The 23,800-nt window shown below is 65.8% G+C and carries 17 protein-coding genes and 2 pseudogenes; 4 read left to right on the top strand and 15 right to left on the bottom strand.

Translation table 11 applies throughout. The features are described from left to right. Window positions 1–15: 15 nt before the first annotated feature. Genes IPK27_14700 through IPK27_14680 form a run of 5 tightly spaced genes read right to left on the bottom strand, consistent with a single transcriptional unit; the run spans window position 16 to window position 5,126 of the window. Window positions 16–2,250, bottom strand: coding sequence for a type IV pilus secretin PilQ (locus IPK27_14700; GenBank protein ID MBK8068820.1), 2,235 nt, complete (start codon window positions 2,248–2,250; stop codon window positions 16–18). A gap of 44 nt (window positions 2,251–2,294) precedes the next feature. Next, entirely contained in the window at window positions 2,295–2,825 is a 531-nt protein-coding gene (locus IPK27_14695) for a pilus assembly protein PilP (protein ID MBK8068819.1), read from the bottom strand. Then, window positions 2,822–3,469, bottom strand: coding sequence for a type 4a pilus biogenesis protein PilO (gene pilO / locus IPK27_14690; protein MBK8068818.1), 648 nt, complete (start codon window positions 3,467–3,469; stop codon window positions 2,822–2,824). Before pilO ends, IPK27_14695 begins: the two co-directional genes overlap by 4 nt. Beyond that, complete coding sequence (locus tag IPK27_14685) at window positions 3,466–4,068, bottom strand: PilN domain-containing protein (GenBank protein MBK8068817.1); 603 nt, start codon at window positions 4,066–4,068, stop codon at window positions 3,466–3,468. The genes pilO and IPK27_14685 overlap by 4 nt, the downstream gene beginning before the upstream one ends. Next, entirely contained in the window at window positions 4,068–5,126 is a 1,059-nt protein-coding gene (locus tag IPK27_14680) for a pilus assembly protein PilM (protein MBK8068816.1), read from the bottom strand. Before IPK27_14680 ends, IPK27_14685 begins: the two co-directional genes overlap by 1 nt. A gap of 214 nt (window positions 5,127–5,340) precedes the next feature. Between IPK27_14680 and IPK27_14675 the strand changes: the two genes are divergently transcribed. Next, entirely contained in the window at window positions 5,341–7,827 is a 2,487-nt protein-coding gene (locus IPK27_14675; protein ID MBK8068815.1) for a penicillin-binding protein 1A, read from the top strand. 71 nt (window positions 7,828–7,898) lie between these two features. Next, the gene (locus IPK27_14670; protein MBK8068814.1) at window positions 7,899–8,249 is read left to right on the top strand and encodes a hypothetical protein; all 351 of its coding nucleotides are present in this window, start codon (window positions 7,899–7,901) and stop codon (window positions 8,247–8,249) included. A gap of 92 nt (window positions 8,250–8,341) precedes the next feature. Here IPK27_14670 and IPK27_14665 read toward each other — a convergent pair whose 3' ends face one another. From IPK27_14665 to IPK27_14635, 7 genes and pseudogenes are all read right to left on the bottom strand, one after another. Beyond that, the gene (locus IPK27_14665) at window positions 8,342–9,631 is read right to left on the bottom strand and encodes a citrate synthase (GenBank protein MBK8068813.1); all 1,290 of its coding nucleotides are present in this window, start codon (window positions 9,629–9,631) and stop codon (window positions 8,342–8,344) included. Window positions 9,632–9,952: 321 nt separating this feature from the next. Next, window positions 9,953–10,198, bottom strand: a complete 246-nt coding sequence (locus IPK27_14660; GenBank protein ID MBK8068812.1) for a type B 50S ribosomal protein L31 — start codon at window positions 10,196–10,198, stop codon at window positions 9,953–9,955. Between the two features lie 109 nt (window positions 10,199–10,307). Further along, window positions 10,308–12,397 (bottom strand): annotated as a pseudogene (recG, locus tag IPK27_14655) (ATP-dependent DNA helicase RecG). Window positions 12,398–12,401: 4 nt separating this feature from the next. Continuing rightward, entirely contained in the window at window positions 12,402–12,785 is a 384-nt protein-coding gene (locus IPK27_14650) for a RidA family protein (GenBank protein ID MBK8068811.1), read from the bottom strand. A gap of 158 nt (window positions 12,786–12,943) precedes the next feature. Then, window positions 12,944–15,043, bottom strand: a complete 2,100-nt coding sequence (locus tag IPK27_14645) for a bifunctional (p)ppGpp synthetase/guanosine-3',5'-bis(diphosphate) 3'-pyrophosphohydrolase (protein MBK8068810.1) — start codon at window positions 15,041–15,043, stop codon at window positions 12,944–12,946. Window positions 15,044–15,139: 96 nt separating this feature from the next. Further along, window positions 15,140–15,433 (bottom strand): DNA-directed RNA polymerase subunit omega, encoded by a 294-nt coding sequence (rpoZ, locus tag IPK27_14640; protein ID MBK8068809.1) that lies wholly within the window; start codon window positions 15,431–15,433, stop codon window positions 15,140–15,142. A gap of 368 nt (window positions 15,434–15,801) precedes the next feature. Continuing rightward, window positions 15,802–16,239, bottom strand: a pseudogene (locus tag IPK27_14635) (hypothetical protein). Between the two features lie 717 nt (window positions 16,240–16,956). Here IPK27_14635 and IPK27_14630 point away from each other — a divergent pair. Beyond that, window positions 16,957–17,739, top strand: a complete 783-nt coding sequence (locus IPK27_14630) for a dienelactone hydrolase family protein (GenBank protein MBK8068808.1) — start codon at window positions 16,957–16,959, stop codon at window positions 17,737–17,739. Continuing rightward, window positions 17,736–18,182, top strand: a complete 447-nt coding sequence (locus IPK27_14625) for a nuclear transport factor 2 family protein (protein ID MBK8068807.1) — start codon at window positions 17,736–17,738, stop codon at window positions 18,180–18,182. The genes IPK27_14630 and IPK27_14625 overlap by 4 nt, the downstream gene beginning before the upstream one ends. Window positions 18,183–18,284: 102 nt before the next feature. Here IPK27_14625 and IPK27_14620 read toward each other — a convergent pair whose 3' ends face one another. The 3 genes from IPK27_14620 to IPK27_14610 form a co-directional block, all read right to left on the bottom strand. Next, window positions 18,285–20,471, bottom strand: a complete 2,187-nt coding sequence (locus tag IPK27_14620) for a hypothetical protein (GenBank protein MBK8068806.1) — start codon at window positions 20,469–20,471, stop codon at window positions 18,285–18,287. A gap of 268 nt (window positions 20,472–20,739) precedes the next feature. Beyond that, window positions 20,740–21,714 carry a 2-oxoglutarate oxidoreductase gene (locus IPK27_14615; protein MBK8068805.1) on the bottom strand — a complete coding sequence of 325 codons (975 nt, stop codon included), beginning with the start codon at window positions 21,712–21,714 and terminating at the stop codon, window positions 20,740–20,742. Further along, window positions 21,711–23,558, bottom strand: coding sequence for a 2-oxoacid:acceptor oxidoreductase family protein (locus IPK27_14610; GenBank protein MBK8068804.1), 1,848 nt, complete (start codon window positions 23,556–23,558; stop codon window positions 21,711–21,713). Before IPK27_14610 ends, IPK27_14615 begins: the two co-directional genes overlap by 4 nt. Window positions 23,559–23,800: the final 242 nt, after the last annotated feature.

The following is a 23,800-nucleotide window of genomic DNA, read 5'->3' as shown; positions in this document are numbered from 1 at the left end:
TCTGTGTGGGCCAGTTTACTGGGTGTCGGCCAGGATCTTCGGCGTGACGAAAATGAGCAGCTCTACCTTGCTGTTACGACGATCCTTGTTACGGAAGAGACTGCCCAACGCCGGGATGTCACCGAGTACCGGCACCTTGGTCAAAGTGTCGTTTCGCTCGAACTCGTAGATACCACCCAGTACCACCGTCTGGCCATTGTCGACCAAGGCGCCGGTCTGAACCTCGCGCTTGTCGATGATCGGGACCTGACCGCCGGGAGTTGCGATGAAGCCAGCCAGATTGTCCTTCTTGACCTTCAAGGCCAGGAACACTCGGCCATCGGCGGTGATTCGGGGGGTCACGAGCAATTCGAGCACGATCTCCTTGAACGCAACAGTCGCAGTGGCTTGCCCCGTCCCGCCCGACTGGAGTGTGACGTAACCGACCTCCTGACCCTGTTTGATGACGGCTTCCTGCTGATCCGCTGTGATCACTTTCGGGCTCGACAACAGCTCTCCACGGTCTTCCGACTCAAGCGCGGAAAGCTCCATGTCGAGGATATAGTCAGCACCGAGAATCGTCGCTGCAAACGACCCGGCGCCCGATTCCGTGACCGGCAGGTTGAAATTCAGCCGGTTGAGCGCGCTTGGGGCAATCACGCCGCCACCGATTGCATCACCCAAGCCGACCGGAAGCGCAGAAGAACTGCCACTGCCATTGAGGCGATTGGAGAGTCCAATGCCGGTCATCTGGTCGGTTGCGGCCAAAGTGCCACCAACGGTAATCAGATTGCCGTCACTGTCCTCACTGGCCCCGGAGATGCCGAAGCGAGCGCCGATCTGTTTGCGGAAACCTTCCTGCGCAATCACGATGCGCGACTCGATGAGCACCTGACGCACCGGCTTGTCGAGCATTGCGATGAGCTGGCGAACTTTTTCGACCCTCTCCGGAATGTCGCTGACGATCAAGGTGTTGGTCCGCTCATCGAAACTGATGGATCCGCGTGTGGACAGCACGCCGCGCTGCTGCGCCTGATCCTGATTGCCGCCCTGGTTGTTGGCAGTCAGGGAATCGGTTGTGAGCAGCTTCGCGAGATCTTCTGCCTTGCCATAGCTGATCTGGATGTAGTCGATGATCAGCTCTGCGCGATCTTCCATCGCGATCCGCGCATCCTCCAGCGCCTGCTCGCGATCAGCGATTTCCTTGGTCGGCGCAACCCAGATGACCGAGCCATTGCGCCGCTTGTCGAGGCCCTTGGCCTGCAAAATGATGTCGAGGGCCTGATCCCAAGGTACATTCACTAGCCGCAGCGTGACGTTGCCCTGCACCGAGTCCGCCACGACTATGTTGAGCTCCGAGACGTCTGCAACCAACTGCAGGACCGAACGGACCGGAATATCCTGGAAGTTGAACGTGACGCGATTGCCGCTGTAGACGGGAGGATCACTGGCCAGTCGCTTCTTTGGTTCCTCGCGCTTCGGCGAGATCTCGACCACATATTCCGAACCCGCCTGATAAGCGAGCTTTTCGTACTCACCCGAGGTGGCAAATGTCATGCGGGTACCACCTGCCTGCGTGCGCACGTCGATCGACTCGACCGGGGTGGCGAAATCAACGAGTTCCAGCTTGCGGCGGTATTTCTCCGGAGCAGTGACGTTGGGCAGGTCAAGCACCAGACGCCCAGCTTCCTCGCGGAGGTTGGCGCTGGCGTTGTCGCCGGAGAACTTGAGAATCAGACGTCCTTCGCCTGCCTTTCCGCGACGGAAATCCAGGGAGCTGAGTTCGATGTTGGTGTTGCCTGCGACCGATTTCGCCGGGTCGCGTGGAGCACTGCTGCTGATCACATCAGCGAAGCCATTGGCGATCTGGATGATGTACGACTTACCTTCGCGGCGCGCCTGATACGGCGCAGAGCGGTAGAGGTCGATCACCACTCGCGTGCGGCCGCCCGCCTCGACCGCAGTCAGGCCTTTCGCCGCACCCGTCGAGATCGAGAGCATGCGCTCGGCGAAACGATTCGACGTTTCCGGCAGATCGATCGCGATCCGAGGTGGGTCGCTGGTGGCGAACACCTTCGGATCTACAGTCCCGCTCTCCAGTTCCAGGCTGACGTCAACGACGCCCCCGGGCAATGGCTGGAAGCTGACGTTCTTGAGAGCGTCAGCCGCGCTGGCGGCAGTGGTTACCAGGAGGCACAGAGCTGCGAAGCCCAGGATTTCTGCCTTGCGGTAAGTTTGTTGGAGCTTCGGCCCGAAATACTTTCCGAGCATGCGCGAGAGGCTCTTCTCAGTCATGTCGTCAACCCCCAAAGGCATCATTCGTTCTCAAGAGCAATCGCGGAACGGCGTTCTTCCCAGCCACCGAGTCCGTTCGGGAACAGCTCCACCAACTCGATCCGATCCTCATAAACACCAAGGATCTTCCCGTCATTCTGTCCGAGATAATTGCTCGGTCTCACGCGGTGTACTACTCCCGTCGGATCCTTGATCAGGCCGAAGATATCGGCGCCCCCACCCATGGTTCCGACCATGTCGAGCGCGTCCAACGGAAATCCTTCGAGTTCTTCCTTGCGGCGGTCACGATCCGGTCGCGGTCCGGCCACCGCGACGTCCGTCACACCCTCGTCGCGCTCATCGGTCGCGATCCGCGAAAACGGGTCGCGCATTTCGTACGCCGCGTATTCGAAGGTCTCGAATTCCTGCATCTTTGGCAGTGGCGGCAAAGGCTTGCCGGGCCGCGCCTTCACGGAAGCCACGTAGGCTTCCAGTTCGCTGCGGCTCTCGGCGCATCCGCCGAGGGTAATGGCGACCAGCGCAACGCTGGCGGCCAAGAGGACGCGATTCATTGTGGCCTCCCCGTGGTCGGTGCTGGCGAGGCGATCTGCTCGCTTTCGTCGAGATAACGATAGGTCTTGACGGTTCCTTCAAGCACCAACTGACCAGCGGGTGCTCCCGGGCTGCGCTCTGCGCGCTTCAATGAGATGTCGTGCATCGTGAGGATGACGACGCGCGGCAGTGACGCCACGGTACTCACAAACTCCCCGAACTGGTGGTAGCTACCGACCATCCGCAGCGAGATTGGCTTCTCGGCATAGAAATCCTTGCTGATCTCGACCTGGGGTTCGAACAGCTCGTTCGAGATGCCCGAGGCCAGAGCCGATTGCGAGATGTCGACAAGCAGATCAGGCATCTCCGTCTTGCCCGGCAGCTGACGCAGCATCTGCTGCAGGACGAGTTCGATCTGCTGCAACTGTTCGCGGTAGGCCTGAAGGTTTGCCGCCCGTTCCTGCTTCTGCTCGAACTCGCCTCGCAATCCCGTCTCCCGTGCGACGAGGGTATCGAACTCCTGGTGCTTGGGATTGAAGTACATGTACCAGCCGATTGCACCGATAACCACGAACAAGATCGAGGCGAATACGACTTGCACACCGAACGGCGAGGATCCCAGGTTGTTGACATCTGCCTTGCGCAGATCATCGAACAGACTCATGGTTGCGCCCCCCCGTTGACGACGGCTACCGCAGCCTCGGCATTCTCATCCTTGGCGTTGGGGTCCTCCAGATTAACCTTCAGGGAGAAGGTGTAGGGAATCGCCTTGTCGTTGCCCTTGGCCTCGATCTTGATGATCTCGGATTCCTTCAGCCACGCCGATGCATCAAGATTCCGCATGTAAGCGGATACGCGCGCGTTGGACTGCGCAACGCCCTCCAGCGTGAGCGTTGAACCGCCCTGCTTGATCGAGCTGAGCTGGACCCCATCAGGTAGCGTGCGCACCAGTTCGTCAAACAGGTGCACCATTTGCGAGCGGGTCGCCTGCAGTTGCTCGATGATCTCCTTTCGGGCGATCAGCCGGTCTCGCTGCCGGTCGAGTTCTTCGATCTCGGCAATCTGTGCGTCGAGCGCCTTGATCTCCTGTGTCAGGAGGTTGTTGCGCTCGTTCTGCGCCTCGATCTGCGACTCGATGTACCAGAGACTCAGGAACACCGCGATGATGGCTACCACCGCGGACGCACCGAGCAGGACATAGAATTCCTGTTGGCGCTGCTTGCGGCGCTCCTCGCGCCAAGGGAGTAGGTTGATCCTGGCCATCAGTCGAAGCTCCTCAGTGCCAGGCCGCAGACGATCATCAACGCCGGCGCGTCAGCGGCCAGCGACGAGGCCTGGATCTTGGGCGACACCGCCATGCTGGCGACCGGAGAGGCAATCAGCGTAGGCACGCCGAGTTGCTCCTCCACCAGTTCCTGCACCCCATTGATCGACGCGCAGCCACCGGCAAGGATGATGTGGTCGACGCGATTGAATTCGCTGCCCGCAAAGAAGAACTGCAACAGGCGACTCACCTGCTGGACCATCGCTTCCTTGAACGGCTCCAGGACTTCGATCTCGTAGCTCTCCGGCAAACCGCCCTGACGCTTGGCGAGGCCGGCCTCTTCATAGGAGAGCCCGTAACGCCGCATGACCTCGTCTGTCAGCTGCTTGCCTCCGAACACCTGCTCACGGGTGTAGATCGAGCGTTGGTTGCGCAGCACGTTCAGCGAGGTCATCGTGGCGCCGACATCGACGATCGCCACCAGACCATCGCGACCGGCCGGCATCTGGTCGGCAATCAGCTGGAACGCGTTTTCCATCGCAAACGCTTCGACGTCGACCAGTTTCGCGGTGAGTCCGCCCATTTCGAGGGCGGCCACGCGCAGGTCCACATTCTCGGTACGAGAAGCCGCGAGCAGGACATTGACACTCTCGGGGTTGTCCTTGACCGGCCCCAGCACTTCGAAGTCGAGGCTGACTTCCTCGATCGGGTACGGAATGTACTGGTTCGCTTCCACCTGGATCTGGTCTTCGAGGTCTTCCTCGCTCAGATCGGCAGGCATCTGGATCACCTTGGTGATGACCGCAGACCCCGCCACCGCGGCGGCGGCAAACTTGGTCTTGACCCCGGAGCGCTGGACCGCGCGCTTGATCGCTTCCCCCACCGCCTCGACCTCGACGATGTTCTTTTCGACCACTGCGTTGGGTGGCAAGGGCTCGACCGCGTAGTGTTCTACACGGTAGCGACCCCCAGTCTGGCTGAGCTGCAAGAGCTTTACGGCCGTCGAACTGATGTCTACACCCACCAGCGGCGGCCTCTTCGGCGTGAACAGACCCACGGATTTTTCCCCTTCCGACGAGCCCTTACGAGCGATACGTGTGCTTTTACATTAGATCGGAAACTTAAATGCTTGGCAACATGAACTTTGTTGGAACGCTCACACATTGATCCAGCCGGATCTGGCACGGGCGCGATCGCCTCTACGGTGCCCTGCACCGGCCTCCGGCGTGCCCTAGAATCCCGCGCCTGCCCGATGCCGGACCTTGGCCTTGATCAAACGCTGGAAACGTCTGTTGCGCTGGCTGGCGCTCCTCTCCATTGCTGGCGCGCTGATCGGTGCGCTCGCCGTGTACCTGGTCTATCGCCACTACGCGCCGCAGCTGCCGGATGTCGCCACGCTGCGCGACGTGCGTTTTCAAGTGCCGCTCAAGGTGTACTCCCGTGACGGCAGGCTGATCGCCAACTTCGGTGAGGCGAGGCGCTTCCCGGCAGCCATCGGCGAAGTCCCCGAAGTGCTGAAGCAGGCTTTCATTGCCACCGAGGACGAGCGCTTCTACGAGCATCCCGGGGTCGACTACCAGGGGATGGCCCGGGTCGGCTGGGAGTTCATCCGCGCCGGCGGCGAGTTCGGTTCCGGTGGCAGCACGATCACCATGCAGCTGGCGCGCAACTTTTTCCTGACGCCAGAGCGCCGCCTCGAGCGCAAGCTCAAGGAGATCCTGCTGGCGCTGAAGATCGAGCGCGAGCTGAACAAGGACGAGATCCTCGGCCTGTATCTCAACAAGATCTTCCTCGGCCAGCGCGCTTACGGCGTGGCGGCGGCGGCGCAGGTCTACTACGGTAAGGCGCTGCCAGAGCTGAGCCTGGCGGAAGCGGCGATGATCGCAGGCCTGCCCAAGGCACCCTCCGACCTGAATCCGATCCAGAATCCGCAGCGCGCCCTCGAACGGCGAAATTATGTCCTGCTGCGCATGCGCGAAGTGGGCTACATCGAGGAGGCTGCTTACCAGGCTGCAGTGTCCACGCCCGAAGTTGCGAAGATCCACGAACTGCCAATCGAACTGGAAGCACCCTATGTCGCGGAGATGGCACGACTCGAAGCGGAGCAGCAGCTCGGCAGCGAGGAGGCCCTGACTGGCGGCTACTCGGTCTACACCAGCGTCGACTCCCCGCTGCAGCTTGCGGCCAACAGCGCACTGCGCCAGACACTGGTGGACTACGAGGAACGCCACGGCTATCGCGGGCCGGAAGCGCATGTCGAGATCGGCGCCGACGGCGATACCGAGGCTGCGCTGCGCATGCTGAAGGGGCTGTCCGCGAGCGGCGGTCTGCTGCCGGCCCTGGTGACCCAGGTTTCCGGTGACGAGGCGGCGCTGCTGCTGCAGGACGGCACCCAAGGCGCCCTCGCCTTCGCCCAGACTCAGTGGGCGCGCCGCTATGTTTCTCCCGACGAGCGCGGGCCTGCGCCGAAGAACCTGGCCGACGTGATCAAGGCCGGCGACGTGATCCGCGTGCGCGCGCTCGAAGACGGAGGCTGGCGCCTCGCCCAGATTCCGTCGGCCCAGGCTGCGCTGGTCGCACTCGACCCGGAAAGCGGCGGCATCCGGGCGCTGGTCGGGGGCTTCAGCTTCGGCCGCAGCAAGTTCAATCGCGCCACTCAGAGCGAGCGCAACCCGGGCTCCAGCTTCAAGCCCTTCGTCTATTCAGCGGCATTCGAGAAGGGATTCACGCCAGCCTCCATCGTCAACGACGCACCGATCGTGTTCGAGATTCCTGGAGTGGAGAAAGCCTGGCGTCCGCAGAACGACAACGAGACCTTCTCGGGTCCGATCCGGCTGCGCGAGGCGATGGTGCGTTCCAAGAACCTGGTGTCGATCCGGGTCCTGGATGCCATCGGCGTCGGGTACGCGCGCGGGTACATCCAGCGCTTTGGCTTCGATCCCAAGCGCCTGCCGGAGAACCTGTCGATCGCTCTCGGCACCGCGTCGGCACCGCCGTTGACGATGGCACGCGGCTATGCGGTGTTCGCCAACGGCGGCTTCCTGGTCGATCCTTTCCTGATCGAGCGTATCGAGGACAGCCAGGGCAAGGTGGTCTACCAGGCCAATCCGGCGCGTGCTTGTGCTGAATGCCCGGAGCGCATTGCCGAAGAGTTCGCCCTGGAACCGGCCGTGCTCGACCCGGCTGTGGAGTCCGTCGCCCCCATCGAAGCGACGCCAGGCCCCGAGGCGCCCCCCGAGCCGCCTGCCGACCCTGCAGGCACCGCAGACGCGCTGCGCCTGGCGCCACGCGCGATCGATGCCCGCAACGCCTGGCTGATCACCTCGTTGCTGATGGATGTAGTCAAGCGCGGTACCGGGCGCAAGGCGATGGAACTGGGTCGCAACGACCTGGCCGGCAAGACCGGCACCACCAATGAACACCGCGACGCCTGGTTCTCGGGCTTCAATCAGTCGCTGGTCGCCACGGCGTGGGTCGGCTTCGACGACTTTTCGACCCTCGGGAACGGCGAGTTCGCGGCCAAGTCCGCGCTTCCGATGTGGACCAGTTTCATGGGAGCGGCACTCAAGGATGTTCCCGAGGAACTGCCGTCGATGCCCACCGGCATCACCACGGCGCGCATCAACGCCGGCAACGGCCAGCTGACCTCCGCCTCGGATCCGGACGCGATCATGGAGACCTTCCGCGTCGAGGATCTTGAACGCCTGGGCCGCAGCGCCAGCAGCACCGGCCGGCAGGATCCCTACGAGGTCTTCTGAGCGCGGCGATGGGGATTGGACCGACATCGGGCGCCGTCTTGCGGCGCCAGCTGGATGGCGCGCTGCAAGCGATGACCTTGCTGCAGCCTTTCGATCCACGCCTGGCCGGACCGCTGGTCACGGGAATCGCAGATCCGAGCCTGCCGGTCGTGCTGCACGTCCGCGCGGAGCATGTCGACGAAGTACACCACGCCCTGGCCGTGCACGGCATCCCCACGCGCACCTTCGAGACGCGCCTGCACATCCCGCGCGAGGGCGCGCAGCCGTTGCCGGGCATCGGCTTCCTCGCGGGCGAGCAGGAATTCCTTATCCTGGTGTTCAGCGAAGCGCAGTTCCGCCAGCGCCTGCGTGTGGGCGACGAGCCCGAGCCGTCGAAACGGGTGGGGCTCGCGGCGGTGCGGCGGTGGCTTGAGAACCTCTGAGGGACGGTGTTGGTGTGGGTTGTTGGTGTTGGAAGAAGCCGCCAGCGGCATTTCAACCAACACCCGCAACCAACACCAACATCCGCTTCAGCTCAGCGCTGCGCCAGCGGCACGTAGTCGCGTGCGCCGGCGCCGACGTAGATCTGCCGCGGACGCCCGATCTTGACGTCGCCGGAACCATTCTGCTCCAGCCAGTGGGCGATCCATCCCGCCGTGCGCGCGATCGCAAACATCACAGTGAACATCTCGACCGGGATGTTCAGGGCCTTGTAGATGATGCCCGAGTAGAAATCGACATTCGGGTACAGCTTGCGCTCGATGAAGTAGTCGTCCTTGAGCGCCACATCCTCCAGCGCCATAGCCACTTCCAGCAGCGGGTCGTGGATGCCGAGTTCGTTCAGCACCTTGTGGCACATCTCGCGGATGATCTTGGCACGCGGGTCGAAGTTCTTGTAGACGCGATGACCGAAGCCCATCAGGCGGAAGGAGTCGTTCTTGTCCTTCGCACGCGCCACCGCCTTGGCGACCTGCGACTTGTCGCCGATCTCGTTCAACTGCTTCAGCACTGCCTCGTTGGCGCCGCCATGCGCCGGTCCCCACAGCGCGGCAATGCCGGCGGCGATGCAGGCGATCGGGTTCGCGCCCGTCGAGCCGACCAGACGGACAGTGGAGGTGGACGCGTTCTGCTCGTGGTCCGCGTGCAAGATGAACAGCAGGTCGAGCGCCTTGGCGGCGATCGGGTTGACCTTGTAGGGCTCGGCCGGCACCCCGAACATCATGTCGAGGAAGCGCGAGCAGTAATCCAGGTTGTTCTTCGGGTAGACGTAAGGCTGGCCGACCGAATGCTTGTAACAGGCGGCGGCGAGCGTCGGGATCTTCGCGATCAAGCGGATCGCCGTGATCATGCGGTGGGCCGGATTCTCCGGGTCCAGCGAGTCGTGATAGAAGGCCGCGAGCGAACCTGCGATGCCCACCATCATCGCCATCGGATGCGCGTTGTAGTGGAAGCCGTTCATGAACAGCTTGAGCGACTCGTGGATCATCGTGTGGTTGGTGACGTGGTACTCGAACTCCTTGTGCTGCTGCGGCGACGGCAGGTCGCCATTGATCAGCAGGTAGGCCACCTCAAGGAAGCTGGAGTGCTGCGCCAGCTGTTCGATCGGGTAGCCGCGATACAACAGCACGCCCTGGTCGCCATCGATATAGGTGATCGCGCTCTTGGTCGAGCAGGTCGAGACGAATCCCGGGTCGAAGGTGAACAGCCCGAGCTCCTTGTTGAGCTTGCCGATGTCGACCGCCGGATCGCCCATTGCGCCAGAGACGATCGGCATCTCCGCGGTCTTTCCAGTGCGCGCATCGGTAATGGAAACGGTGTTCGACATGGTCTGCTCCGGGTCGGGTCGACGTCGCTGTCGCCGCAAACGGCGACCACAGGCGCCGGGGTCTGGGTCGGTCCGCTAACACTACCATCGCCACTCTCGCGCGTGCGCACGGGGCGATGCGCATGCGACGAATTATTGATCCCCGCCGCCGATGGTTGCCGCCACCGTTCCACGCCGACCAGCGCACGCAAGCCGCCCATCCCAAGCCCGGCCGGCAAACAAAACCGCCCCGGTGCCTCGCGGCACCAGGGGACGGGATCAGGCTGTCGTCAGCCTGGCTGCGCAGGTTGCCGGTTTCCGGCAGCCGCAGCCAGGAAACGCTTACTTCTGGCCGTAGCGCTTGCGGAACTTGTCCACGCGGCCGCCGGTGTCGATGGCCTTGTGCTTGCCCGTGTAGAACGGGTGCGACTTGCTCGACACGTCGATCTTGATCAGCGGGTACTCGTTACCATCGGTCCACTTGATGGTTTCCTTCGACTTCTTGGTCGAACGCGTCAGGAACGCGAAGTCGGTGGTCACGTCCTGGAACACGACTTCGAAGTACTTCGGATGGATATCGGGCTTCATGGCTACGCCTCTCCTGGCGACACACAGCTAGCCCGCGAGCATAGCACGCGATTCGACGCCAGATCAAAGCGTGCGATCGATGCGAAGCATCGCGACGTATTCGCGCGGTTCAGGCCTTGGCGTAGCGCGCCGCCGAGCCAACCCAGCGGCGCACCAGTTGCTCCGCAGCGGCGTGGTCAGAAGCCAGCAGGCGGTCGGCCAGTTCCCGCGCGTGGTCGAGCCAGCCGGCATCGCGCGACAGGTCGGCGACGCGGAACATCGCCTCGCCGGTCTGGCGCGTGCCGAGCACCTCGCCTGGCCCGCGCAATTCGAGGTCGCGCTCGGCAATGACGAAGCCATCGGTGGTCTCGCGCAGCACGGCCAGGCGCTGGCGCGCAGTCTGCGACAGCGGCGGCTGATACAGCAGTACGCAGCTCGATTCGGCCGATCCGCGGCCGACCCGCCCACGCAACTGGTGCAGCTGCGCCAGTCCCAGGCGCTCGGGATTCTCGATGATCATCAGGCTGGCGTTGGGCACGTCCACACCCACCTCGATCACAGTGGTCGCCACCAGCAGGTCGACTGCGCCGGCGGCGAAGGCTTGCATGACGCCCGCCCGTTCGGCCGCTTTCAGGCGCCCGTGCACCAGGCCGATGCGCAGTTGCGGCAGCGCCGCAGTCAGGTCGGCCGCAGTCTTTTCGGCCGCCTCGGCCTCCACCTCGTCCGACTCCTCGATCAGCGTGCAAACCCAATAGGCCTGGCGCCCGGCGGCGCAGGCGTCGGCGATGCGCTGGATCACTTCCTCGCGACGCACGCGACTGACCGCGACGGTCTGAATCGGCTTGCGTCCGGGCGGCAACTCGTCGATCACCGAGGCATCCAGGTCGGCGAACTCGGTCATCGCCAGCGTGCGCGGGATCGGCGTGGCGGTCATCACCAGCTGGTGTGGGCGCAGCTCACCCACCCGGCCCTTGTGTGCAAGCGCCAGGCGCTGATCGACGCCGAAGCGGTGCTGCTCGTCGATGATGGCCAGGCCCAGCGCGCGGAACTGCACCTGCTCCTGCATCAGCGCGTGCGTGCCGACCGCCCACGGCGCACCCTCGGCCAGGCGACGGAGCGCGTCCTCGCGCCCTTGCCCTTGACCCGCGAAGACAGCCAGACGCCGTCGATGCCGAGTGGTGCGAACCAGCGCTCGAAGCTGCGCCGGTGCTGCTCGGCGAGCAACTCGGTGGGTGCCATCACCGCCGCCTGCATCCCGCTCTCGATCGCGGCCAGTGCGGACAGCGCCGCCACGATGGTCTTGCCCGAACCGACGTCGCCCTGCAACAGACGCAGCATCGGCGCACTGCGCGCGAGGTCCTGGTCGATCTCGGCGAGCACGCGGGCCTGGGCGCCGGTCAGTGCGAACGGCAGGGCGGCGACCAGTTGCCGCCGCAGCCGTCCCGAGGCGCGCAGCACCGGCGCGCGCTCGCGGCGGACCCGCGCGCGCACCAGGCGCATGCTGAGGTGGTGCGCCAGCAGTTCCTCGAAGGCCAGGCGGGTACGTGCCGGATGCGCGCCGCTCGCGATCGCCTCCAGCTCCCGCCGGTCGCGCGGACGGTGCAGGCTGCGCACGCCGGCACTCAGCGACGGCCAGCCCTTCGGCAGCAAGCTCGCGAGCACCCCATCGCCGCCCTCGGGCAAGCGTTCCAGCGCGCGCTCGACTGCCCGCTGCAGCCGCGCGTTGCCGAGGCCTTCGGACTTCGGATACACCGGCCGCAGGCTGTCCTCCGGCGCGACTTCCTCGTCCTTGCCGAGCACCTTGTAGCGGGGATGCACGATTTCGAGGGAGAAACCTCCCGGCCGCGGATCGCCGTAGACCAGTACGCGCGTGCCCGCCTTCAGCTGGTCGGCCTGCGCCTGCTTGAAGTGGAAGAAGCGCAGCAGGATGCGCCCGCTGCCGTCGCTGACCGAAACCAGCAGGGTGCGCCGCCGGCGGAAGCTGACTTCGGAGTGATCGACCGTGCCGACGAACTGTGCGGGCGCGCCGGGCCGCAAGGCGCCAATGCGCAGGATCTCGGTGCGATCCTCGAAGCGCAGGGGAAAGTGGAACCAGAGGTCGCCCAGGGTCTCGAAGCCGGCCTCCTTGAGGTCGCCGATCAGCGACTTTCCAAGACCAGGCAGGCTCGCCAGCGGCTCGGCAGCCGCCGCCGCAAAGGCATCGACTGCGGCATCGATCACCGCTTCAGCCCAGCACGAGGATGGCGTCCATCTCCACCCGCGCGCCGCGCGGCAATTGCGCCACACCAATCGCTGCGCGCGCCGGGTACGGCTCGCTGAAGTACTGGCCCATGATCTGGTTGACCACCGGAAAGTTGGTCATGTCGGTCAGGAATACGTTGAGCTTGACGATGTCCGCCAGGCCGCCACCCGCCGCCTCGCAGACCGCGCGCAGATTGCGGAACACGCGGTCGACTTCGGCCTCGATGGTCGCGTTGTCCATCTGCATCGTCGCCGGATCGAGCGGGATCTGGCCCGACAGGTAGACCGTGCGGTCGAACCGGATGGCCTGCGAATAGGTGCCGATGGCGGCGGGTGCGGCGTCGGTGCGGATGATGGCGCGCGACATGTGGGTTCCTCAAATGCCCGGCAAGAGGGTGGGCTTCGTCGCAGTCTAGGGCCGGTTGTGGGTTCCGGGTTGTGGGTTGTGGGCGGCAGAGCACGCAGGCCGCGGTCTACCCGCCTTTGCCGCCCAAAACCCACAACCCAGAACTCACAACCCTCTCCTCACACCTGCTGCCGGTGAACCACCAGCACCACATCCGCTCGGCGCACGCGCTTCATGACTTCGGCGAGGTGCTCGCGGTTGCGCACTTCGATGGTGAACAGCAGCGAGGCGCTGTGGGCGTCGCGATCGAGGTACTCGACGTTCTCGATGTTCGAATTGGCGGCGGCGATCGCGGCGGCAACGGTGGCCAGCACGCCAGGGCGGTTGGCCACGTCGATGCGCAGTTGCACGCGGTAGTCGCCGGTGACGTCCGGCTCCCAGTCGACGCGCACCACGCGCTCGGGCTGCTTGCGCATTTCGGCGACGTTCGGGCAGGTGGTCTGGTGCACCACCAGGCCCTTGCCGGCGGACAGGAAGCCGATGATCGGGTCGCCCGGGATCGGCATGCAGCAGTTGCCGAAGGTCAGCACGCCGCGCTCGGTACCGCTGATGCGCACCACCTGGTCGCGCGCGCTGCCGCCGGAAGGGCCGTCGCCGCGCCACAGTTGGCGCGCGACCAGCGCCGGCATTCGCGTGCCGAGGGCGATGTCGGCCAGCAGTTCTTCCAGCCGGCGCAAGCGGTTTTCTTCGAGATAGACCCGCAGCGTGGATTCCGGCACCGCATCGAGGTTGCCACCGATCTCGCCGAGGGCACGACCGAGCATGCGGTGGCCGAGTGAAACCGCGTCCTCGTGCTGCAACTGCTTGAGGTAGTGGCGGATCGCCGTGCGCGCCTTGCTGGTGACCACGAATTCCAGCCACTGCGGCTGCGGCGCGGCGCTCGGCGCGGTGACGATCTCCACCGTCTGGCCGCTGACCAGGCGCGTGCGCAGCGGACGCAGGGTGCGGTCCACCCGGGCAGCGACGGCATGGTCGCCGACATTGGTGTGCACCGCGTAGGCGAAGTCGATCGCGCAGGCATTGCGCGGCAGCGCCAGGATGCGACCCTTCGGCGTGAACAAGTAGACCTCGTCCGGGAACAGATCGACCTTGACGTTCTCCAGGAACTCGATCGAACTGCCCGCCTGGCGCTGGCTGTCGAGCAGGCCCTGCAGCCATTCGCGGGCGCGCATCTGCGCGTTGTTGGCCGGGCTCGCCTCGGATTTGTAGATCCAGTGCGCGGCCACCCCGCGCTCGGCGACGATGTCCATATCCTCGGTGCGGATCTGCACTTCGATCGGCGCCCCGGCCGGGCCGAACAGCACCGTGTGCAGCGACTGGTATCCGTTGGCCTTGGGGATCGCGATGTAATCCTTGAAGCGGTTGTCGAGCGGCTTGTACAGCCCGTGCGCGGTGCCAAGCGCCTGGTAACACTGGCTGACCGAGGACACGATCACGCGCACGCCATAGACGTCCATGACTTCGGCGAAGGATTTGTGATCGCCGGTCATCTTGCGATAGATGCTGTAGGGCGACTTGATCCGGCTGACGATTCGCGCCTGCAGCCCGTCTTCCTTGAGCCGCGCGGAGAGCGCCTGCTCGATCTTGCTCATGATTTCGCGGCGGTTGCCGATCATCGCCTTGATGCGCGCGGCGATCACCGCGTGACGCCTGGGATAGAGCGCGCGGAATCCGAGTTCCTGCAGCTCGCTCTTGAGCTTGTTCATACCCAGGCGCTGAGCAATCGGCGCGTAGACATCGAGAGTTTCGCGCGCGATGCGGCGGCGGCTCTCGCCACCCTGCGCCTCCAGCGTGCGCATGTTGTGCAGGCGGTCGGCCAGCTTGATCAGGATGACGCGCAAATCGCGCGCCATCGCCAGCAGCATCTTGCGGAAGCTCTCGGCGGTGGCTGCCTCACGCGAGGCGAACTGCACCTTGTCGAGCTTGGTGACACCGTCAACGAGATCGGCCACGGTTTCGCCAAAGTCGCTGAGCAGCGTCTCCTTGGTGACCGGCGTGTCTTCGATGGTGTCGTGCAGGATTGCCGCCTGGAGGGTCTCGGCGTCCAGGTGCATCTCGGCGAGGATCCGCGCCACCGCCACCGGATGGGTGATGTAGGGCTCGCCGCTCTTGCGGTTCTGCCCGCGATGCGCCCGCTCGCCAATGGCGAAGGCCTTTTCCACCTGGCGCACCTGTTCGGCGGTCAGGTAGGTCTGCAGCAGCTGCCGCAACTCCAGCATGAAGTGCGGCAGCAACTCGTCCTGCACAGTGGCAGGATCGCGCGGGGCGGTGGGCGTCAGCGTGTTCACGCGCTCGGCTTCCCGCGCCGGATACGATCAGAGGTCGTCGTCGCCCTTGCCCAGGCCATCGTCGAGTTCCGCAGCGGCCCACTCCATCGCCTGGCGCTCGGCGGCCTCGCGCTCGCGCTTCTCGACTTCGGCAAGCAGCTGGTTGGTGATCTGCCCGGTGGCGATCTCGCGCAGCGCGATCACGGTCGGCTTGTCGTCATCCTCCGGCACCAGCACGTCGGCGCCGCGAGCCACCTGGCGCGCACGCTTGCTGGCCATCAGCACCAGTTCGAAACGGTTGTCGACCACCTTCAGGCAGTCTTCGACGGTAATACGGGCCATGGCGGCTCCTGGTCGGAATTCGGACGAATCGCGGAGTGTAGCACCGGAGCGGGAGTTGGCGCGAGCGGGGAGCGTTCGAGTTGTGGGTTGTGGGTTCTGGGTTGTGGGCAGCCAAGCTCGCAAGCCACTGGAACTGCGCGAGCGGCTTCAGCAGCGACGCCCACAGGCCTCGCCGTGCCGCTCTTGCTGCCCACAACCCGGAACCCACAACCCACAACCCGCTCCAATCACTGCCTTCCCGCAGGACCCTCGATCACGATCGCACCCGGGAATACGGCGGCCGCACGTTCGGGAACGATACGTCCGCGGGATTCGCACCAGTCGAAGGCCAGGCCGGGATCCAGGCGGGTGTCCGGGGTGGCCAGGCGGCGCACTTCGAACAACACTCGGACGAGTTCGGCAAAGGCGTTGGCGAGTTGCCGGAACAGGCTTTCCAGGCCGCCGCTGGCGCGCTCGCCGAGGTGGCGATAGGCATCGCTGCCGATGTCCTGGAAGTAGCTCAGAGACACGCGCCGACGCTCGGCTTGTTCTGGATAGAGCCCGGCGATCAGCAGGCAGCCGTCGCCGACGTCGCGCAACCCTTCCTGGCGCCGCCGTCCATTCGCCAGCAAGGTCTCCAGCCATTCGATGGCGATGGTGCGCCCGCCCAGTTGCGCATCACGCTGGTGCCGCATCAGCGTGAACACGAGGTAGCTCTCGAGGTCGTCGCCCAGCTGGCGCGAGGCGCGGTTCTCGGCATCGCGCACCAGCGTCTGCCACAGCGCGGTCTGGCTGTCTTCGGTAAGGATCGGTTCGCCGTTCTGCATGCAGCCTCCTCTTCGCGGGGTGGCGGGCGGACGCCGTCGGTTGCCGATCAGTCGATCGCAACCACAGCCTGCCGCCTGCACCAGGTTTTCAAGAGGTTCGCTGCGGGATCCGGACCGGCATCCCCGGGGCGCTGGAGTCAGTTTCGCAATGCGTGGCCCGAATGGTCAATCGTCCCCGCGCACCTGCGCCCTGCGCGCAACATTGCTTGGCAAGTGCGAACCTGCGCGCCCGTCTGCCCGGGCACCCGCGCGGTGAACGCGGGACCCAGGTCTCATCGCCGTCTCGGTCGAAGCGGCGCCTGTGGCAGCGATCCTTGAGCTCGAAGCGCCGGCGCGACAGCACTATCGCGCCCAGCGTCTTCCACCGCAGGTGCTGCTGGATATCAACTCCCATGCGGGCCGCTGCGCAGGCAACGGGCGTCGGCATCGCCTGCACAGGCCGGGCGCGAGTGTCCCCTGCCATTAATTCGATGAATTATTTCCGCGCCTTTTGCCCCGAATGCGTCGTTGTTCGTCGTCGCCATAGCCCTGCTATGACCTCCGGTTCCGGCCCGCAACCAGTTGCGGGCGTTCAAGCCGGCGCGCGGCATGCCGCGCAAGCCGCCGACTTTCACCCTCCTCTCGCCTTGCCTCGCCGCAAAATTCATCGGAAATTTCTTCAACCAACTAATGGCATGGGACACTAGACTTCCGATTTTCGCCATCGGGAGTCGCCTCATGAATCCGTTCCGCAGCCTCGCCGCCGCCCTGTTGCTGTCATCCGCCGCCGCACAGGCGGCGCTGGTGGAGCAGCCGCTGCCGTTCACCATCGATGGCGTCGAGTACGCCAGCGTCCTGATCCACGACGATGCGAAGCCCGCGTCGCGCGCGATCCTGTTGACGCCGAACTGGATGGGCATCAACGAGGCGAACCTGAAGCAGGCGCGCCTGGTGGCCGGCATGGGCTACACCGTTTACGTGGTCGACATGTACGGCGCCTCGGTGCGCCCGCAGAACGCGGACGAAGCCGGTCAGGCGGCGGGCGCGGTCAAGGGCGATCCCGCGGCGATGCGAGCGCGCATCAACACCGCGCTCGCCACCCTGACCGGCCAGAAGCAGGTTCCGGTTGACCCGCAGAAAATCGGCGCAATCGGCTTCTGCTTCGGCGGCACGGTCTCGCTCGAACTGGCGCGCAGCGGCGCCAACGTGGCCGGCGTGGTGTCCTTCCACGGCAACCTCGGCACCGCGCAACCGGCCAGCGGCGACAGCCTCAAGGCCAAGGTGCTGGTGCTGCACGGCGCCGACGACCCTTACGTGCCGGCGAAGGAAGTCGACGCATTGCAAGCGGAGATGCGCGCGGCGAAGGCCGACTGGCAACTGGTCAGCTTCGGCAATGCGGTGCACTCCTTCACCGATGTCGACGCCAACATGGCTGGCCAGGCGCAGTACAACGCGGATGTCGCGCGCCGCGCCTACGGCATGATGAACGATTTCTTCGGCGAGACCCTGGGCGCACCGTGAGCGCGGATTTCCAGGACCTGTCGGCGATGATCCGGCAGGTCTACGCCTGCATCTCGGGCCCGGCCGGCGCGCCGCGGGACTGGGACCGGTTCCGCGCGCTGCACCATCCGCGCGCGCTGTCGCTGCGCACGGTGGTGCATCCGGACGGGCGGATCGAATCGAAGGTATTCTCGGTCGAGGAGTACATCGCCGATGTGACGCCGCTGTTTGCGCACACGCACTTCCATGAGATCGAGATCGCCCAGCGGATCGAGCGCTTCGGCCAGGTCGCGCACGTCTGGAGCCAATACGAGGCACGCGCCCATCCGGCGGACACGGCAATCCTCAAGCGCGGCGCCAACAGCATCCAGGCCGCGCACGACGGCCAGCGCTGGTGGATCGTCAGCACCATCTGGGACAACGAACGGCCGGGAATGGCCAGCGACCTGCCGCGCGGCGCCTGAGGGGCGACCGCGCGCTTGAGTACCGGCGATCACGCGCCATCCGCCGACAATGCGCAGCAACGGCGGCGACTGATCAGCCTGTGTTGTCCCGACTGCAAGGCTTCAGCGGAAAGGTTCGGCGCGCGCCAGCAACTCCTCGAGCCCGGGTTCGTTGGGGTCGCGCGGCTTGCCCGGGTGGATGATCGCCACCTGGCAGCTTTCGGCGGCCTCGACCAGTTGGCGATAAGTGCCTGCCGCCAGGTCCTTGATGTAAGCCTGCTTGCGCTCGTCGTAGGCGAACATGCGGTCATTGATCAGCTGGCATTCGTTGCAGCTCGGGCAGCGCGCGGTTTCGATCCAGGCTTCGTCGCGCGAGCGCGCGGGAGCGGCGCTCTCCGGCTCGTTCGCCGCGCTGGCGGGCGCGGCCGCAGCGGGGGCTGCCGGCGCGGGCGCGGCGGCGGACGCCGCAGCCTGCTGCGTGGCCGCCCAGGCCGCCTTCGCGCGCGCGAGCAGGCGCTCGGCGTGCGAATCGTGGATGCCGGCGTGCTCCTGCAATCGATTCCACAGCAGCAGGCATCGGCGCGTGGCCTGCATCACTTTCGCATCGACGATGACCCGCTGCAGGGCGTCGTCAGCATCCACCGCCAGCAGGTAGGGAACCCGCTGCGCTGAGGTGGTCTCGTCGAGCTTCAGCCACTCGCTTGCCGGCAGCATCGCGTCGTTCCAGTGCGCACGCGGCGCCAGCGCGAAATGCGCGGCATGGCGCGGATCGCCCAGCACGAAGTCGGCAAAGGTGAACGCGCAGGATTGCTCGATCGTCTGCTGGGCGTCGTCGCAGTAGCGCAGGACCTCGACCGGCCAGTCGTCCTCGGGCTGCGGATTGTTCTGCAGCGAGAAGCGCGCCGCCCAGTTGGTCCCGGCCGCCGCATCGTAGGTGAACGCCGGGAACGCGCGCGATTGCATCGCGACGGCGGCGCCCAGGTAGGGCGGCAGCGCGGCGCCGGCGGCGGTGCCGGCGTAGACGCTGAACAGCGCCGGGCCGCGGCAGGCCAGGCCACGGGCGATTTCGCGGCGCAAGGCCGGCAGGTTGGAACTGGCCGACTGCAGCACGAACATGCCACCCAGGCCCATCGCGGCGGTGGCCAGGCGCGCGCTGCGCACGCCGAATGCGAAGTGGCCGGTGCCGATCGAGCTGTCTTCCAGCAGATCGTCGGTCTGCACCAGCACCTTGATCGGCAGGCCGCTCGACAGCAGGTCCATCAAGCTGGCGTTTTCCGGGGCCTCATTGCGCCCCGGCGGAATGCACACCAGGTAGTCGGGAAAGCGCGCGAGATCGTCGGCACCGAGTGTCGATGCATCGAAGGCATCGAACACCAGGTTGTGCTCGGCCTCGACATAGCGCCCGCTGGCTTCCAGTTCGGCGATGGAGATCGCCTTGACCAGCGCCGCAAGTTCGTCGAGCCGCGCGCGCCAGGCCTGCGCGGCGGCGGCGCAGTTGTCGAACTCGAAGTCGTAGACCTCGTCGCTGGCCGCATCCGCGTGGGTGGCGAAGAAGCGCTGCGACTGCAACACGCCGAGCGTGCGCTCCAGGCGCGCGCGCCGGGCAGGCGGCAACTCGTCCAGCGGCGCGCCCTTGCCGACGATCCGTGACAGGGCGTCGAAATCGAAGGCATCCCGGTGCGAACCGCCGAGCGCGGCCTTCAGGCTCTCCGGCTGGCGACCGGCCTGCGAATGGCTGTGCGCCGCGCGCAGGATGTCCGACAACTTGAGGGTCAGGCGCCCGAGCTCGTTGCGGAACTCGCGCGCCCGCGCGTCCCGCGTCGCGCGCCAGGCGTGCGTGAGCAGCCGCGCCGGCATCGCCGGCGTGCAACCGAGGACCTCGCCCTCGGCCCGCAGAGAGCCGGCCGCGTAATTGAGCACCTGTTCCAGGGTCTCGCCTTCGCGAGCGCCCAGGCCCGCGGCAGCGGTTTCCCACAACTCGGCCAGCGTGCCGCCCGCCCCCGCATCCACCTCGCGCCGGATATTGCGTTCGAGCTGCAATCCGTGGCGGCGCAGGCGCTCACCCTCGACGCCGCGCGGCGCGACTTCGCGCAGCATCTCGTCAACCAGGCTGGACAAGGGGCGCACGCAATCGGCGGCGCCGACGCCGTCGATCAGGACCACCGGGAAATCATGGCGCAGCGCACCGAGATCGCGAAAGGGCGCCAGCAGCGCCGGTCGCAGCCCGAGGCGATCGACGGCGCGCAGCGAATCGCCCTGGCGCCGGCCGGTCAGGTGGAAGATCTGCTGTTCGGAGGGCCTGGCTTTCATGTCCATCGGAAGTACTCGATTGGGGCTGCGGACTTCGGTGTTTCGCCACATTTCACGGAACGGATCAGATTCAAGAAGCGGGGCAGGGGACAAGGGGCAGGGGCCGAACCTCTGCGCGTCGCCACACCGTGACGTGAACTGGGTCCTCCCCGCCATCGACCGCGTTGTTCGAACTTGGGTGAATCGCGACGAATGGAGCCCAACCCCGACGCAATGCCCGACAGTGCCGCGCGCCTGGCCCCCCCCCCCCTGCCCCCCGCCCCGCTTTTCACGCTTCCTGCCCTTCCGGCCACACCGTGTACTTGTCGAGCTCGCGGTCGAGGCCGGCGCGGATGTATTCGGGCGAGCGCAGCTGGCCGGCGTGGCGCAGGTCCTCGTAACAGGGCGCGTCGGGATTGCGGTAGAGGATGCCGACCGGGATCGGGTCGTCGAGCGAGGCGATCTCGCGCGCGCGGTCGATGTCGATCGGGTCGTGTTCGCGCTGGTTGCGATAGGCGCTGGCGATGCCCGGGCTCAGCGTCAGGCCGTTCTTGTGGGTCAGCAGCATGGTGCGCTGCGGATCGTGCAGCCAGGGGTCGAACACCTTGGGCATGAACTCCGGGCAGCGCTGGATGATGCGCACGAAGGAGAAGCCACGGTGCAGGTAGGCGGCGCGCAGGATGTCGTAGAGCACCTCGGGTATCCAGTCGACGGCCTGCGCGATGAACGAGGCACCCTGCACGCCGAGCGACACGGTCAGCGGGTTCATCGGTTCCAGCGTCGCACCGTACGGCGTGGTGTTGCTCTTGAAGCCGCGCGGCGAGGTCGGCGAAGCCTGCTTCTTGGTCAGGCCGTAGACGTGGTTGTCGTGCAGCACCACGGTGATGTTCATGTTGTAGCGCAGCGCGTGGATCCAGTGCGCGGCGCCGATGCTGCAGCAATCGCCGTCGCCGGTGCTGACGAACACGTTCAGCTCCGGCCGCGCCATCTTGATGCCTTCGGCGACCGGGAAGGCGCGGCCGTGCAGGCTGTGGAAGCCATAGGTCTTCATGTAGTGCGGCAGGCGGCTGGAGCAGCCGATGCCGGACACGAACACGGTGTCCTCCGGCGCCAGGTTCTCGTCTACGCACAGGCGCTGCATCGCCGCGAGGATGGCGTTGTCGCCGCAGCCGTTGCACCAGCGCGGCACGCCGCCCTGGTAGTCCTCCAGCGCGTGGTGCTCCTGGTGCAGCTTGATGACGCAAGAACTCAGGGACTGGCTCATGACAGGGCTCCACGACGCTTGAGTGCTTCCCGCGCAACGCGACAGATGTCGCCGGGCTTGATCGGCTGTCCGCGCGCCTCGCTCCAGCAGTCGATGTCGACCAGGAAGCGCGAGCGCAGCAGCATCGCCAGCGCCGAGTAGCGCCGGTTGTCCTCGTCGATCAGCTCGTCGGCGGGCTTGTCGGACCAGTTGCCCTCGATGGTCATCGCATGCTTGAAGCGCGCCAGGATTTCGCGGATCCCGGACGGCATCGGCTGCAGGAAGCGCAGGTGCATCGACGACACCGCGAGGCCCTCGGCGCGCAGGCGCGTGACCGATTCCTCGATCGCGCCCATCGTGCTGCCCCAGCCGATCAGCAACAAATCGCCGCTGTCGCCGCCGAACACGGGGGGCGCCTTGAGTGTCTTTTGCAGCGCCGCGAGCTTCAGGCTGCGCGCGCGCAGGCCTTCCTCGTTGATGGCCGGGTCGTAGGCGACCTTGCTGAACCGGTCGTGCGCGAGGCCGGTCACCGTGTGCATGCCGCCGGCGCGGCCGGGCTGCAGGCGGCGCGACAGCCCGGTCACCGGATCCCAGTCGTAGGCCTTGCTTCCCGGCGGTACCGGCGTCAGGTCGACCGGCGGCGCCAGCCAGGTCTCATTGAACACCGGCCGCGGGAAGGGCTGTTGCGCCGTCGACAGGCTGGCGTCGGAGAGCACCACCACGACAATGCCGAAGGTCTCGGCTATCTTGCGCGCGGTGATCACCGAGTAGAAACAGTCCTCGATGCTGTTCGGCGCCATCACCACCTTGGGCGCGTCGCCGTGGCTGCCGAAGATCGCTGCGAGCGCATCGCCCTGTTCAACCTTGGTCGGCTGGCCGGTGCTCGGCCCGCCGCGCTGCACGTTGACCACCACCAGCGGAATCTCGGCCATCACCGCCAGGCCGATGACCTCCTGCTTGAGCGAGTAGCCGGGACCCGAGGTGATGGTGACCGCGCACTTGCCCGCGTAGGACGCCCCGACCGCGAAGGCGCACGCGGCGATCTCGTCCTCGGCCTGGTGCACCAGGCCGCCGATCTTCTCGAACACCTCGCTCAGGTAGTGCGAGGCCGAGGTTGCCGGCGTGATCGGGTACATCGCGCAGATGTCCATGCCCGAAGCCATGACGCCGAGCGCGATCGCGGTGTTGCCGTTGACGACGATCTGCGGCACGGTGGATTTCTGCGCCGGGATGCAGTACTTGAAATCGAGGTTGGCCTCGGCCCAGGCGGCGCCGGCCTCGTACAGCGCGATGTTGCTGGCGACCACCTTGGCGTCCTTCTTGCCGAAGATGCGTGCGATCTGCTCGCGCGCCAGCCCATCGTCGAGCCCGTAGACATTGCACAGGATGCCGAGCACGAACATGTTCTTGCCCTTGCGCGGATCGGCCACCAGCTCCCGGCAGCGTTCCTCCATCGGGATCTCGTAGACCTCGAATCCATCCTTGAGGAGCGCCTCCACGGTCTTCATGTAGGACACCACGACGGCCGGGTCACGGTGGGTCTTCCACATGCTTTCCAGCAGGACCTTGGCGCCAGGCTGGAGCTCGCCAGCCCGCACCCGCCCCACCAACACTTGCTCGTTGAAGGCCACCACCAGTCCGGTCTGGTCGCCGCCATTGGTGATGCGCCCGGAACCCATGCGGATGCGGATGCCGCTGGCGCCGGCGACGCTGCGCGCCGGCGGCTGGATCTCCGCCGGAATGATCTCGGTGGTCCAGATGCCGTTGCCCATGCGCGCGGCAATCGCACCGAGCGACTGCCCGCAACGCTGCGCGCCCTCGCCCGAGTCGCTGATCACCTCGACAATGGCCTCACTGATCGGCATCGCCGGCCGCGGCGCGGGCCGGAAGACTTCAGGTGCTGCAAGAGTGGCGGAGTGGGTCATGGCTTCGAGGCACACTGTCGAATGGGGGAAGCACGATGGGTTGCGTGGTGCTGCATTGATTCGCACATCAAAGGCGGGGCAAGGGGCGGGGGGCAGGGGACCCACTTCGTGTCACGGTCGCGCTTTGAAGCGGGTCGTTGAAGGGCGCGAGTAACGGCGCTGTGCGGCTCTGCCGCCGCCTT

The sequence above is a fragment of the Rhodanobacteraceae bacterium genome (genome assembly GCA_016713135.1).
In the GTDB taxonomy this organism is placed as follows: Bacteria; Pseudomonadota; Gammaproteobacteria; order Xanthomonadales; family SZUA-5; genus JADKFD01.
This window is presented reverse-complemented; position numbering and strand designations above follow the sequence as displayed.